Annotated in this window: 15 protein-coding genes; 6 read left to right on the plus strand and 9 right to left on the minus strand. The window is 71.0% G+C overall.

Annotated features, from left to right (window positions below; all coding sequences use genetic code 11):
* Nucleotides 1-16: 16 nt before the first annotated feature.
* Entirely contained in the window at nt 17-982 is a 966-nt protein-coding gene (locus AB0B33_RS29705; RefSeq protein WP_360777620.1) for an Lrp/AsnC family transcriptional regulator, read from the minus strand.
* An 84-nt stretch (nt 983-1,066) separates the two neighbouring features.
* Between AB0B33_RS29705 and AB0B33_RS29710 the strand changes: the two genes are divergently transcribed.
* Nucleotides 1,067-1,888: a VOC family protein gene (locus tag AB0B33_RS29710; protein WP_360777622.1), complete on the plus strand. Its 822-nt coding sequence runs from the start codon at nt 1,067-1,069 to the stop codon at nt 1,886-1,888.
* Nucleotides 1,885-3,051: a carboxylesterase family protein gene (locus tag AB0B33_RS29715; RefSeq protein WP_360777624.1), complete on the plus strand. Its 1,167-nt coding sequence runs from the start codon at nt 1,885-1,887 to the stop codon at nt 3,049-3,051. The genes AB0B33_RS29710 and AB0B33_RS29715 overlap by 4 nt, the downstream gene beginning before the upstream one ends.
* Here the strand turns inward: AB0B33_RS29715 and AB0B33_RS29720 are convergent.
* The 7 genes from AB0B33_RS29720 to AB0B33_RS29750 all read right to left on the minus strand — a co-directional run bounded on the left by AB0B33_RS29720 (nt 3,029) and on the right by AB0B33_RS29750 (nt 7,398).
* Entirely contained in the window at nt 3,029-3,283 is a 255-nt protein-coding gene (locus tag AB0B33_RS29720; protein ID WP_360777626.1) for a glutaredoxin domain-containing protein, read from the minus strand. The genes AB0B33_RS29715 and AB0B33_RS29720 overlap by 23 nt on opposite strands.
* The gene (locus AB0B33_RS29725; protein ID WP_360777628.1) at nt 3,280-4,050 is read right to left on the minus strand and encodes an MBL fold metallo-hydrolase; all 771 of its coding nucleotides are present in this window, start codon (nt 4,048-4,050) and stop codon (nt 3,280-3,282) included. The genes AB0B33_RS29720 and AB0B33_RS29725 overlap by 4 nt, the downstream gene beginning before the upstream one ends.
* Nucleotides 4,047-4,865 carry an NUDIX hydrolase gene (locus AB0B33_RS29730; RefSeq protein ID WP_360777630.1) on the minus strand — a complete coding sequence of 273 codons (819 nt, stop codon included), beginning with the start codon at nt 4,863-4,865 and terminating at the stop codon, nt 4,047-4,049. The genes AB0B33_RS29725 and AB0B33_RS29730 overlap by 4 nt, the downstream gene beginning before the upstream one ends.
* A 107-nt stretch (nt 4,866-4,972) precedes the next feature.
* Nucleotides 4,973-6,115, minus strand: coding sequence for a hypothetical protein (locus AB0B33_RS29735; RefSeq protein ID WP_360777632.1), 1,143 nt, complete (start codon nt 6,113-6,115; stop codon nt 4,973-4,975).
* A gap of 36 nt (nt 6,116-6,151) precedes the next feature.
* Nucleotides 6,152-6,778: a hypothetical protein gene (locus AB0B33_RS29740; RefSeq protein WP_247017282.1), complete on the minus strand. Its 627-nt coding sequence runs from the start codon at nt 6,776-6,778 to the stop codon at nt 6,152-6,154.
* Nucleotides 6,778-7,233, minus strand: a complete 456-nt coding sequence (locus tag AB0B33_RS29745; protein WP_247017280.1) for a RidA family protein — start codon at nt 7,231-7,233, stop codon at nt 6,778-6,780. The genes AB0B33_RS29740 and AB0B33_RS29745 overlap by 1 nt, the downstream gene beginning before the upstream one ends.
* A 3-nt stretch (nt 7,234-7,236) precedes the next feature.
* Nucleotides 7,237-7,398 carry a DUF4177 domain-containing protein gene (locus tag AB0B33_RS29750; protein ID WP_086679227.1) on the minus strand — a complete coding sequence of 54 codons (162 nt, stop codon included), beginning with the start codon at nt 7,396-7,398 and terminating at the stop codon, nt 7,237-7,239.
* 105 nt (nt 7,399-7,503) lie between these two features.
* Here AB0B33_RS29750 and AB0B33_RS29755 point away from each other — a divergent pair, with 105 nt between their 5' ends.
* The 3 genes from AB0B33_RS29755 to AB0B33_RS29765 are packed head-to-tail and all read left to right on the plus strand — an operon-like array spanning nt 7,504 to nt 9,887.
* A complete protein-coding gene (locus tag AB0B33_RS29755) occupies nt 7,504-7,752 on the plus strand; it encodes a hypothetical protein (protein WP_360777634.1) in 249 nt (82 codons plus the stop codon).
* Between the two features lie 21 nt (nt 7,753-7,773).
* Entirely contained in the window at nt 7,774-8,781 is a 1,008-nt protein-coding gene (locus AB0B33_RS29760; RefSeq protein ID WP_247017276.1) for an ArsA-related P-loop ATPase, read from the plus strand.
* Entirely contained in the window at nt 8,778-9,887 is a 1,110-nt protein-coding gene (locus AB0B33_RS29765) for an ArsA family ATPase (RefSeq protein WP_360777637.1), read from the plus strand. The genes AB0B33_RS29760 and AB0B33_RS29765 overlap by 4 nt, the downstream gene beginning before the upstream one ends.
* Before the next feature lie 75 nt (nt 9,888-9,962).
* Here AB0B33_RS29765 and AB0B33_RS29770 read toward each other — a convergent pair whose 3' ends face one another.
* On the minus strand, nt 9,963-10,259 hold the full coding sequence (locus AB0B33_RS29770) for a WhiB family transcriptional regulator (RefSeq protein ID WP_247017272.1): 297 nt from the start codon (nt 10,257-10,259) through the stop codon (nt 9,963-9,965).
* A 344-nt stretch (nt 10,260-10,603) separates the two neighbouring features.
* Here AB0B33_RS29770 and AB0B33_RS29775 point away from each other — a divergent pair, with 344 nt between their 5' ends.
* The gene (locus AB0B33_RS29775) at nt 10,604-12,778 is read left to right on the plus strand and encodes a transglycosylase domain-containing protein (protein ID WP_360777639.1); all 2,175 of its coding nucleotides are present in this window, start codon (nt 10,604-10,606) and stop codon (nt 12,776-12,778) included.
* Nucleotides 12,779-12,795 lie beyond the last annotated feature (17 nt).

The raw sequence follows: 12,795 nt of genomic DNA on the forward strand, positions 1-12,795 counted from the left end.
AGGACGCGGTCGGGTGCTACACCGGCGGCACCGTGCCGAAGCGCTTCAGCGTCCTGATCATCGGGGCCGTCTCCACCTGGCGTACCCCTGGCAACCCGCCCAAGTCGTCGGCCAAGTACGAATACAGGGCCGCGTCGTCGCGACAGCCGACGTTCGCCACCAGGTTCGACGGGCCCGTTGTGGCCGCCGCGAAGGCGACCTGCGGGTGGGAGGCCAGCGCCTGGCCTGCCGGCTCCAGAGCTGAGGGAGCCACCGTCAGCCAGAGGGTTGCCGTCAGGGGGTAGCCCAGCAGGGCCGCGTCCACCTCGACGTCGAAGTACAGCGCGCCTGACGTGCGCAGGGCCTCCAGGCGACGGCGGACCGTCGACTCCGAACGACCCGAAGCCGCCGACAAAGTCGACATGTCGGCTCGGCCGTCGTGGGCCAACACGGTCAGGAGGGCCGGGTCGCCGGGTTCTGGGCGGTAGGTCGTCGGCGTCGAAGGGGGAAGGAGCGCGGCCGCCTCCGAAGGGGACAACGCGCTCGAGCGGCCGGACCAGCCCGCCGGGCCGCCGGCGAAACGGCGCAGCAGGCGGTACGCCGTCATCGAGACCACCCGGGGTGTCTTCGGCAGCTGACCCAGCAGCAGGCCGTCCGCCTGCTCGCGCAGTGGGGCACGGATGAAGCACACGATCTCCGTGCCGCCGGACATCAGGCTCACCCACTGGGTGTCGTCGCGGCGGGCCAGTGCCGCGGCGATCGGGGCGGCCGCGTCCGGGACGCAGCCCAGGCGGATCAGCCAGTGGACCTGGCCGAGCGGGGCCGCCTCCGGGACGCCGACCACGCGCAGCACCCCGGACGAGCGCAGCTTCCGGTAGCGGCGGGCCACCGTCTGGTCCGAGACGCCCAGCACCGACGCGATCGTGCTGAACGACGCCCGGCCGTCCAGCTGCAGCGCGTGCGCCAAGCGTCGGTCGAGCTCGTCGAGCAAGCCGGATTCCACCAGCCGAGCCTAATTCGTGTCGGATTCCGGGCACAAATACTCGACGAACGGAGAAAAGGCCGGCCGGAGACCAGGCTCGGGGGCATGACCATCGACCACACCGTCTTCCTGACCAGGAAGTACGCCGAAACCTGGCGGCGCTACGAAGAACTCGGCTTCACGCTGAGCCCCCCGTCGCCGCACTTCGCGTCCCGTCCCGGCGACGGCGCACTCGTGCCGAGCTGCACCGCGAACCGCTGCGCCTACTTCGGGGACTCGTTCCTCGAACTGATCGGCATCGTCGACGAAACCGCCGGTGATCCGTGGCGGGTCCTGCCCATCCTGGACGCGCGGGGCGACGGTCTGCACGGCTGCTCCTTCGGCGTCGACGACTCCGAGGAAGCCGAACGCCGGCTGCGCGAAGCCGGGCTCTCGAACTCGGGCGTGCTGAAGCTGCAACGGGACGTCGAACTGCCCGAAGGCACTCGCACCGCGCGCTTCCGCAGTGTCCACGTCAGCCGGGATCGCACGCCCGAAGGCATCCTGCACACCGCCGAGCACCTGACGCCGGAGTACGTCCACCAGCCGCGCTACCTCGGCCACCCCAACGGTGCCCGCGGGGTCGCCGGGATCTTGCTGGTCGTACCCGACGACGAAGTCGCCGCCTTCGAGAGGAGGTACGCCGTGATCACGCAAGGCCGGCCGCTGGCCGACATCGTCGGCGTCAGCGACCTCGACGCCGTTTTGCCCGGCGAACTCCCGAAAGAACTCCCGTTCTTCGCCGCCCACGGCGTCGCGGTTGCCGACCTGGCGAGAGCGCGGAAGCTGGTCGAGGAGCACGTCCCGACCACCACCCGGGCCGGCGGGTTCTTCGTCCGCGCCGAGGACGCGGGTGGCGCCGCGCTGTACTTCGAGGAGGCACGATGATCGTCGAAACCACCACCGGACCGGTGCGCGGCGCGCAGGGCGTGTTCAAGGGAATCCCTTACGCCACCGCGAAACGCTTCGAAGCACCCATGCCGCCGAAGCCGTGGACCGAGGTGAGGGACGCGCTCGAACCCGGTCCCGCCGCGCCGCAGCCGCCGTCGCGACTGGAGCACGCGCTCGGGCCGATGCCCCTGCCGCAGAGCGAGGACTGCTTGTCCCTCAACGTCTTCACGCCGTCGGCCGCCGGGAGCCGGCCGGTGCTGGTGTGGATCCACGGCGGTGGGTTCTCCAGCGGTTCGGGCGGTCAGGTCTGGTACACCGGCACGCGCTTGGCGCGCGAGGCCGACGCCGTCGTCGTCACGCTCAACTACCGCCTGGGCGTGCTCGGCTTCCTGTGCGCCGAAGGGATTCCGCCGAACCTCGGGATCGCCGATCAGCTCGCCGCGCTCGGATGGGTGCGGGCCAACATCGCCGCGTTCGGCGGGAACCCGGCCGAAATCAGCCTCGGCGGGCAGTCCGCGGGTGCGCAGTCGACGCTCGCGCTGTGGTCGTCGCCGCGCGCGCACGGCCTGATCAAGCGGATCGCGTTGCAGAGTGCGCCGCTCGGGATGCGACCGTCCACAACGGACGAAGCCGCGGTGGCCGCCGGGTGGTTCGCCGAGGCGTTGGCGGGCGAGGACATCCGGACCGCGCCGGTCGAGCGGGTGCTGGCCGCGCAGCTCGCGGTACCCGGGAAGCCGGGCTCGATCGAACCGCCGTTCCAGCTGGTCGCCGACGACGACCTCGTCGCGGCCGACCTCATCGAGGCCGCACCACGCGGGCCCGCGCTGATCAGCTGGACGCGAGAAGAGCTACGCGCCTTCGTCCCCGATGCGCCGCGAGAAGCGATCGAGACCGCCAACAGCTTCTTCACCAGCGAAAAGCTGATCGAGAAGCTCGACGCCGTCACCTACCGCTTCGACTGGCAGGCGCCCGGCAACCGGTTCGGTGCCTGCCACTGCATCGACATCCCGTTCCTCTTCGGCACCCACGACGTCTGGGCCGCGCCGATGCTCGAAGGCGCCCCGGAGGGTCTCGAAACGGAACCCGGGTTGCGCGAAGTGTGGGCCGCCTTCCTGCACGGAAAGCGGCCCAGCACGATCAGCCCGCCGAAGCTGCCTTGACGGCGGCCTCGACCTCGGCGAAGGACGGGTTGACCATGGCGGTCGACCCGACGATGACGGTCGGGACCGTCTCGTTCCCGTTCGCGACTTCGCGCACGCGCGCGGCCGCGGACGGGTCCTCCCAGATGTTGATCTTCCGGATGTTGAAGCCGCTCTTCGACATCGGCCGGTCCAGCGCGGCGCAGAACCCGCACCCCGGGCGCCAGTAGAACTCGACCTCGACGTTGCTCATCCCTGTTCCTCCGACCGCAAGTAGTCCAGCTGCGCCTGCACGCTCAGTTCGGCGGGCGCCCACAGCGCCCGGTCGACGTCGGCGTACACGACCTCGACGACCTGGCGCGGGGTGGCGTCCGCCCCCAGCGTCCGAAGAGCCGAACGCACCTGGTCGAGCCGCTGTTCCCGGTGCGCGAGGTACTCACGCGCGGTAGCCGGCAGATCGGGGAGCTCCGGGCCGTGCCCGGGCAGCCCGGTCGTGCCCGCCGGCAGCTCGATGAGCTTCCGCAGCGAGCGCAGGTAGTCGCCGAGGTCGTGCAGCACCGTGGTGCCGCGGCCGAGGATGGTGTCGCCGGTCAGCACCTGGCCCTCGAGCACCAGCGACACCGAGTCACCGGTGTGCCCGGGGGTGTGCAGGACACGCAGGTCGAGGCCGCCGGCCGAGATCACTTCGCCGTCCACAAAGGACGACGCGCCGACGCACAGCGCAGGGTCGAACGCCCGCACCGGCGCACCGACGCGCTCGGCGAACCACGGCGCGCCCTCGGCGTGGTCGGGGTGGAAGTGCGTGAGGAGCACCAGCTCCACCACGCCGACGCCGGCCAGCAGCTCGAGGTGCTCGAGGTCGCGGTACCCCGGGTCGACGACGACGGCCGGGGTGCCCGGCGTCGCCCGCAGTACCCAGCTGTTGGTGCCTTCGAGCGTCATCGACGACGGGTTGTTCTCCAGCAGCACCGAAGCCGTCGCGGTGACCTGGCGCAGCACGCCGTACGCGGGGGCGCTCATCGCTTCTCCAGCACGACGCGGACGTGGTCCTTCTCGCGGATGAGCGTCGGTGCGATCCGGACGATCTCGCGCGGCGCGTTCAGCACGTCTTCGGCGGTCGCGAACTGCGCGAGCTCGCTCAGCGTCAGCCACGTCGGCGGCATCAGCATGCGGCGGCCTTCGCGCGCGTCGGCGATCGCCTCCTCGGGACGCTGCCAGCCGGAGCTCGACGCCTCCGACGTCGCCCCGTCGGCCTGCTGGCCCTCCGGCAGCTTCGCGACGTAGAAGCGGGTGTCGTAGCGGCGCGGCTCCTGCTCCGGCGTGATCCAGTGCGCCCAGGGGCGCAGCAGGTCCGCGCGCAGCGTCAGGCCCGCGTCGGCGAGGAACCCGGCCAGCGACACCTCTCGCGTCTCCAGCGCCTGGCGCGCGGCGGCGTACGGGACGACGTCGGTGAGCACGGTCTCCGAGCTGCCCGCGAGCAGCACCCCGGACTCCTCGAACGTCTCGCGCACCGCCGCGCAGGTCAGCGCCCGCGCGAGGGCTTCGTCACAGCCGAAGCGCGAGGCCCACCACGACGGAGCCGGGCCGGCCCAGGCCACCGACGCGTCGGCGTCGCGCTGGTCCACCCCGCCGCCCGGGAACACGGTCATCCCGCCCGCGAACGGCATGCCCTTGACCCGGTGCTGCAGGAAGACCTCGACGCCGTCGGCGCCGTCCCGGACCAGGATCACGGTGGCCGCGTCCTTCGGCGTCGCCGGCGGGCCGTCCGAGTTGGCGCGGGTGGCTACCCCGGCGCCGACCGGGATGTCGAAGACGAACTCCTTTGGCTGCTCCACCCGGGCAACATACCTCCGCCACCCGACGTTCCGTCGCCCAGTTGTGGCATCCCGGACACAGCAAAAGCCGCACTTTCACGTGAAAGTGCGGCTTTGTGCTGCAAAGCCTAGGGAGCGGTCCAGCCGCGCTGGTCGCCGCCGGAGCGGGAAGCGCCGTTGAGCCGCATCTTCGCCGCCTCGGCCCGCTCGCGCTCGGCCAGCTCGGCGTGCAGCTCGCGCAGCAGCGCCCGGTCGCGCTCGCTCAGGCTCGGGTCGTCGAGGTCCAGCGCCGGCAGCTCGACGACTTCGTGCATCGACGGCTTGCCCGCGGCGATCTCACGGCCCTTCTCCGGGTCTTCGGCCAGCGCCTGCCGCAACTGCGCGACTTCGGCCGGCGTCAGGTCGGCGGTGCGCTCCGCGCGGGTCTCGGACCGTTCGGCCCGGATCTTGCGGGGCGGTTCCGGGGCCGGTGGCGGCGGCGACACGATCGGCACCACCGGGGCGACCGGCTCGACCGGCGCCGTCGTGGGGCTGCTCGAGCGCATGCTGTGCCTGCTGCCCGACTCCGCGACCGGCTCCGGGCTCACCGGGGCCGGCGGCTTGACGACCGGCTCCGGCCGAAAGGACGACGTGCTCGACGTCGTGCCCCCCGTCACCCAGGCCGGCGACGCGGCCGCCGAAGCGGCCTGGTGGTACTCGGAGTGCGCCACCCCCGGACCGCTGACCTCGACGACCGAGTGGATCCCGGCCCGGCGCAGCGCCGTGTCGACGCGGAACGCGACGGCGGGCGGGTTGCCGTCCGGTCCCAGCTCGACCAGCACCACGCGCTGCGGCAGCGCGCCCGGCACACTGCCGGCCGGCGTGTTGCGCCACACCGCGTGCACCGACCGGACGTCCGGCAGCACCTGCAGCGTCCGGTCGAGCGCCTCGGCGATGCCGAACTCCGGGGAGTTCTCGCCGGTGAACCGGTGCGCGTTGACCGGCTCGGCCTCGTCGACCAGCAGATCGTTGGCCAGCGTCGCGTCCGAACGGCTCATCTCGAGCACCAGCGCGAGCTCCCGCTGTTCGGCGGAGCTGACCGGGATCCGGCCCGCGATGAGCGTGCCGGTGGTCAGCTCGACCGCCTCGTCGATGTGGGCACGGGCGATCAGCTCCCGTGCTTCGGTGAGTGCGCTGTCGTCGATCCGGCCCGCCAGGGCCAGTAACAGGTTGTGCAGGCGCAGGGGCACCGAGAACCCGTCCATGGGCGGGCCGTCGTGGACCTCCACCATTGCCTTGCTCCCTCCCAGCTCGCTGGCGGGCGAGCGTTATGCGGCTACTAGCCGGCTTCCCGTCACCGCGCCCACGCAGACCAGCTCTGAGTCGGCCAGCGCGGCCCGGTGGTAACCCGGCAGGTCGAAGCGCGGCGGGATGACTTCGACGCTGGGCTCTTCGTCGCCCAGAACGCGCAGCACCCGCTGCAGCTCGCCGGTCAGCCTCGGCAACCCCGCCTGTGCGGTGATCAGCAGGACGCGCTTGGCGGTTCCCTGCCCGACCACACCGACGTGTCGCCAGCTCTGCCGCACTTCCCCCACGTCCGGGCGTCCCCGCAACGTTGCGTGGATCAACACGGACACGGAGTCGACCGAGTTAACCCATTCGGGCGCACTCGACGTGAATGTGTACCGGTTCTCGGTGACGTCGTCTACCCCCAGCGTCGAACTGACCTGGTGCCAGTCCGCGCCGTGCGGGATGAGACCGGCCACGAGCAGCCGGTACTCCGTCTGGTCGAGATCGATCCTGTGCTTAAGCAAAGACCTCGGCAGGGTCCGGGCGAGCGTGCCCATGGCGCCCTCGCCGAGCCAGTCGCGGAACCGCCACAGCAGCTGGTCGGGCAGCCGCCCGGCCAGCCGGAGCAGCAGTTCGTGCGTGGACTGCTCGATGTCCGGATCCATCACTGCACCTCCACGATCAGTTCGACCTCCACCGGCGAGCCGATGGGCAGTTCCGCGACGCCGACGGCCGAGCGGGCGTGGATGCCCGCGTCGCCGAAGACCTCGCCGAGCAGCTCGGACGCGCCGTTGACGACCGCGGGCTGGCCGGTGAAGCCCTCCGCGGAAGCCACGAAGCCGACAACCTTGACGATCCGCGCGACGTTGTCAATGCCGACCAGTGCGTGCACGGCCGCGAGCGCGTTGAGCACCGACGTGCGGGCGTGCCCCTTCGCCTCTTCCGGGCTGATCTCCGCACCGACCTTGCCGGTCGCGGCGAGCACGCCGTCGACGAAGGGCAGCTGACCCGAGGTGTAGACGTGCTTCCCGCTCTGGACGGCGGGCACGTAGGCGGCCAGCGGAGCGGCCACGCCGGGCAGCTCGATGCCGAGTTCCTTCAGCCGTTCGCTCCAGCTCACGGATCAGCCCTTCGGACGCTTGAGGTACGCGACGTGCTGCTCGCCCGTCGGGTTCGGCAGCACGGTGACCAGTTCCCAGCCGTCCTCGCCCCACTGGTCGAGGATCTGCTTCGTCGCGTGGATCAGCAGAGGAACGGTCGCGTACTCCCACTTGGTGGCGCTCATAGGTCGGGAGCGTAGCCAAGCGGGCAAGGGCGCCGGGTGCCGCCGCCGGAAAACGGCGCGCGACGCGCCGTCGTGTGGTTCATCTCACGTCGCTAGCGTTGGCCCGTGGATACCTGGCGCGTGATCGCGACGGCGCTGCTCGCGGCGGCCGGACTCCCCCTGGTGCTCGTCGTGATGGCGAAGGTGCGCGATCGGACGCAGAGCTCGGGGCAGGTGGCCGTCGGCGGCGTGATCACCTTCACCCTGCTGCTCGTGGTGGGCGTGCTCACCCTCACGGTGCTGCCCGGCGCCGTGGCCTGGGCACTGGTCGCGGCGGTCGCCGCTGCGGTCAGCGTCATGCTGCTGGCCAGCTGAGAGCTGATTTAGGGTGAAGAAGTGACCACTTCCCATGCCGGCTGGACCGACGAGCTTGCCCGCGCCCGGCTGCACTTCGTCACCGGCAAGGGCGGGACCGGCAAGACGACGCTCGCCGCCGCGCTCGGGCTCGCGCTCGCCCGCGAAGGCCGGCGCGTGCTGCTCATCGAAGTCGAAGGCCGCCAGGGCATCGCCCAGCTCTTCGACACCGAGCCGCTGCCCTACGCCGAGCAGCGCATCGCGTCCGTCCCCGGCGGGGGCGAGCTGCGCGCGCTGCACATCGACGTCGAAGCCGCGCTGCTCGAGTACTTCGAAATGTTCTACAACCTGGGCTTCGCCGGCCGGACGCTGCGGCGGATGGGCGCGATCGAGTTCGCCACCACCCTCGCGCCGGGCCTGCGGGACGTCCTGCTCACCGGGAAGGTCAAGGAGTGCGTCGGACGCACCGAGTCCGACGGGCGGCACACCTACGACGCCGTCGTCGTCGACTCGCCGCCGACCGGCCGGGTCGTCAAGTTCCTCGACGTCACCAAGGCACTGACCGACCTGGCGAAGACCGGCCCGATCCGCGGCCAGGCCGACGGCGTCGTCAAGCTGCTGCACTCCGGCGAGACCGTGATCCACCTCGCCACGCTGCTGGAGGAGATGCCGGTCCGCGAGACGGTCGAGGCCGTCGCCGAGCTGGACGGCGCCGACCTGCGCCCCGGCGCGGTGCTGGTCAACCGGGTCAGACCGCCGCGGCTGCCGGCCCGTTCGGTGACCGCCGCCGCGGACGGCCGCGTCGACGCCTCGCGCGTCCGCGACGGGCTCGCGTCGGCCGGGCTGAAGCTGCCGCAGGAGACGCTGGAAGCGCTGGTCGACGAGACCGTCGAGCACGCCGTGCGGGTCGCCGCCGAGCAGCGGGCGCGGGAGCAGCTCGCCGAGGCCGACCTGCCCACCCTCGAACTGCCGGACCTGACCGACGGCATCGACGTCGCGGCCCTCTACGAGCTGGCCGAGGCCCTGACCGAGCAGGGGGTGCGGTTGTGACCACCGTCGACATCGACGCGTTGCTGGACGACCAGGAAAGCCGTGTGATCGTCTGCTGCGGCTCGGGCGGTGTCGGCAAGACCACGACGGCCGCGGCGCTGGCGCTGCGCGCGGCCGAGCGCGGCCGCCAGACGGTCGTGCTGACCATCGACCCCGCGCGGCGGCTGGCCCAGGCGCTGGGCTTGCGCGAACTCGGCAACCACCCGAAGCAGGTGCAGGTCGACGGCTTCGAGCCCAAGGGCGAGCTGTGGGCGATGATGCTCGACATGCGCCGCACGTTCGACGACATGGTGCGCGTGCACGCCGGCCCGGAACGCGCCGAGCAGCTGCTGAAGAACCCCTTCTACCAGACCATTTCCACGTCGTTCTCCGGCACGCAGGAGTACATGGCGATGGAGAAGCTGGGCCAGCTCGCGGCGACCGGCGACTGGGACCTGATCATCGTGGACACCCCGCCGAGCCGCTCCGCGCTGGACTTCCTGGACGCCCCGACTCGGCTGTCGTCCGCTTTGGACGGACGGATGATCCGCCTGCTGACCGGCCCGGCGAAGGCCGGCGGCTGGGGCCTGCGCAAGGTCGTCAACGCCGGGTTCTCGATGTTCGCGAAAGCGGTGTCGACGATCATCGGCGGCCAGCTGCTGACCGACGCTTCGGCGTTCATGCAGGCGTTCGACAGCATGTTCGGCGGCTTCCGCGAGCGCGCCCGCAAGACGGCGGAGCTGCTGCGCTCGTCGGGTACGTCGTTCCTGGTGGTGGCCGCCCCGGAGCCGGACGCGCTGCGCGAGGCGTCCTACTTCGTCGAGCGGCTGTCCTCGGAGTCGATGCCGCTGGCCGGCCTGATCGCGAACCGCACGCACCCGGTACTGGCGTCGCTCTCGGCCGCGGAGGCACTGGCGGCGGCCGAGAACCTGCAGAACGCGCCGTTGGCCGAGGCGGTGCTGCGGCTGCACGCGGACCGCGTCGCCCTGGCCGCGCGCGAAGAGCGGCTGCTGGCGCGGTTCACCCGGGCGCACCCGGAGGTGGCGCTGGCGAGGGTGCCCGCGCTGGCCGGCGACGTGCACGACCTGGAGGGACTGCGCGACATCGGCGTGAAGCTCGCCGGCTGACGCGTCACTTTCATAGGGAAAGTTGCGCGCTCGAGCGGTCGAGACGGAACTTTCCCTACGAAAGTGACGGCCTGCTCAGCCGACTTCGACCCGCTCCAGTGCGTTGCGCTTGGCCGCTTCCAGCAGTTCGGCCCAGCTCTCCACGTCGGGGCGGCGGCGCAGCAACGCCCGCCGTTCCCGTTCGGTCATGCCACCCCAGACCCCGAAGTTGATGCGGCCGTCGAGTGCTTCGGCGAGGCATTCCGTGCGGACCGGGCAGCCCAGGCACACGGCCTTGGCCCGGTTCTGCTCGGCACCCCGGACGAACAGGCCGTCCGGATCGGCGTCCCGGCAGGACGCGTTGATTCGCCAGCTCGACTGGTTGGTTTCCATACCCCCAGCTCCCTACCCTGGTGATCGACGCACCAGCGGGGAAAGGCACTGCGCTCCTTGCCCCCGCGAGCGTGTCTCCCTCAGCTCACGTCGGTTACCCGGGCACCTCCCCGGTGCCGGTGCCGCCGAACGGAGCAGGCGAGCTCCCACTCGCGTTGATCCATCCGACGGCTTTTCTTCGTGAGACGTTGACGGACTGTAGGGGCCCTCGGTTCCCCCCGTCGAGACCTAGAATGCCTTCCGTTACCAGAAGTCACCGAAGGGGGTCGGTTTTGTCACTGATTTCACACTTGCGGAGACAGGGCGTCACCGTCGCCTGAGTCGTTCCGGGTAGCCTGGCCCTCGTGCGAAAAGCGGACGGTTTGTTCAAGCTCATCGGCCTCTGCCTGCTCGCCGGGGTGCTCGTCGCCGGCATGCTCTTCCCGGTCGTGGGGGCCGCCGGTGTCATGTCCAACCAGGCCAGCGAGACGGTGGAGAAGACTTCGTCGGACCTCGCCGACATCCCGCCGCCGCTGGTGACGACCGTCACCGACAGCACCGGCAAGCCGATCGCGACCCTCTACGACCAGTACCGGCTGCCGATCACGCCGGACCAGATCAACGAGGCCATGAAGTGGGCCCTGGTCTCGGTCGAGGACAAGCGGTTCTACGACCACCACGGCGTCGACTGGCAGGGCACCCTGCGCGCGGCCGTCAGCAACACCACCGGCGCGGACACGCAGGGCGCGTCGACGCTGACCCAGCAGTACACCAAGAACTACCTGATCAACGTCGTCTACCGGAACGACCCGGTCGGCCAGAAGAAGGCCCAGGAGCAGTCGATCGCCCGCAAGCTCAAGGAAGCGCGGATCGCGATCCAGCTCGAGACGAAGCTGTCCAAGCAGCAGATCCTCGCGGGCTACCTCAACATCGTCGAGTTCTCCCGGCAGATCTACGGCATCGGCGCCGCCGCGCACGCGTACTTCAACACCACGCCGGAGAAGCTGACCGTGCCGCAGGCCGCGCTGCTGGCCGGGCTGGTGAACAACCCGATCAACAACGACCCGTGGAAGCACGCGGACAAGGCGACCGCGCGCCGCAACCTCGTCCTCGACCGCATGGTGGAGAACAAGAAGCTGGCGAAGACCGACGCCGACCGCTTCAAGGGCGAGCCGCTGGGCGTCGTACCGGACTTCCCGGCGAAGCCGCCGGCCAACTGCATCGGCGCGGGCCCGGAGTCCGGCTTCTTCTGCCAGTACGTCGAGGACTACCTGCTCAAGTCCGGGATGACGAAGGACCAGCTCTACACCGGCGGCTACACGATCAAGAGCACGCTGGACGAGCGCGCGAACCACGAGGCGAAGGTCTCGGCCGAGGCGCAGGTCGACAAGACCCAGAAGTACGTCGCGAACACGCTGTCGCTGATCAGACCGGGCAAGAACCGGCACGAGGTGGTCGCGCTGGCCGCGAACCGCGACTACGGCCAGGACCAGGACGCCGGCCAGACGACGTACGCGCTGCCCGCGGGCGTCTACAACACCGGTGGCGCCGGGTCGACGTTCAAGATCTTCACGTCGGCGGCCGTCCTCGACAAGGGCATCGCGGGGATCTACTCGCCGGTCGACATGCCGGACTCCTACACGTCGCACGTGTTCTCGACCGGCAAGGGCGGCTGCAGCACCACGCCGACCGGGAAACCGGCCACCTACTGGTACTGCGTCGGCAACGCGGGCGACTACAGCCGGGTGGGCGCCAACGCGACCCTCCAGACGGCGCTGGCGACGTCCCCGAACACCACGTTCGTGGCGCTGGAGGACCAGCTCGGCAGCACCGGCCCCGCCATCGACATGGCGAAGCGGCTCGGCCTGCGCGAGACGATGGCGAGCAACACCGGCGGCGGCCCGGTAGACCCGAACGTCAAGGGCAAGAGCCAGAGCCAGGCGGAGGCTTACGGTCCCAACGGGAACAGCCCGGGCTTCGGCGCGTTCACGCTCGGGTTCAGCCCGGTGAGCGGCCTGGAGATGGGCAACGTCGCCGCGACGATCCTCTCCGGCGGGGTCTGGTGCCCGCCGACCCCGATCGCCGGGGTGACCGACCGCAACGGCAAGCCGGTGCCGGTCAAGGAAGCGCCGTGCGAACAGGCCGTGCCCGAGGGCTTGGCGAACACCCTCGCCGTGGGCATGAGCAAGGACGACCAGCCGGGCGGCACGTCGGCCAAGGCCGCCGCCGACGTCGGCTGGGACCGCCCGATCATCGGCAAGACCGGCACGACGCAGGGCAACGTCTCGGCGGCGTTCGTCGGCGGCACCCCGCAGCTGGCGGGCGCGGCGATGACGTTCAAGTTCGGCGGCGGGCAGGGCGGCATCTGCGACGCCGGGCCGGGCAACGTCCGGGTCTGCGGCGGCGGCGGGAACATCTTCGGCGGCAAGGCACCGGCCCGCACCTGGTTCGGCGCGATGAAGAACATCATGGACGCCAGCCAGCCGAGGATGGAGCTCCCGCAACCGGATCCGCAGTACCTGGGCGGCGGTCGCCGGTAGCCAGGACGACGAGGAGG

This window comes from Amycolatopsis sp. NPDC049159, assembly GCF_040648295.1.
Taxonomy (GTDB): domain Bacteria; phylum Actinomycetota; class Actinomycetes; order Mycobacteriales; family Pseudonocardiaceae; genus Amycolatopsis; species Amycolatopsis pretoriensis_A.

Coding starts and splice junctions, on each gene's coding strand:
- AB0B33_RS29710 (WP_360777622.1), top strand. CDS start 1,067: ATGACCATCGACCACACCGTCTTCCTGACCAGGAAGTACGCCGAAACC.
- AB0B33_RS29715 (WP_360777624.1), top strand. CDS start 1,885: ATGATCGTCGAAACCACCACCGGACCGGTGCGCGGCGCGCAGGGCGTG.
- AB0B33_RS29720 (WP_360777626.1), bottom strand. CDS start 3,283: ATGAGCAACGTCGAGGTCGAGTTCTACTGGCGCCCGGGGTGCGGGTTC.
- AB0B33_RS29725 (WP_360777628.1), bottom strand. CDS start 4,050: ATGAGCGCCCCCGCGTACGGCGTGCTGCGCCAGGTCACCGCGACGGCT.
- AB0B33_RS29735 (WP_360777632.1), bottom strand. CDS start 6,115: ATGGTGGAGGTCCACGACGGCCCGCCCATGGACGGGTTCTCGGTGCCC.
- AB0B33_RS29740 (WP_247017282.1), bottom strand. CDS start 6,778: ATGGATCCGGACATCGAGCAGTCCACGCACGAACTGCTGCTCCGGCTG.
- AB0B33_RS29750 (WP_086679227.1), bottom strand. CDS start 7,398: ATGAGCGCCACCAAGTGGGAGTACGCGACCGTTCCTCTGCTGATCCAC.
- AB0B33_RS29770 (WP_247017272.1), bottom strand. CDS start 10,259: ATGGAAACCAACCAGTCGAGCTGGCGAATCAACGCGTCCTGCCGGGAC.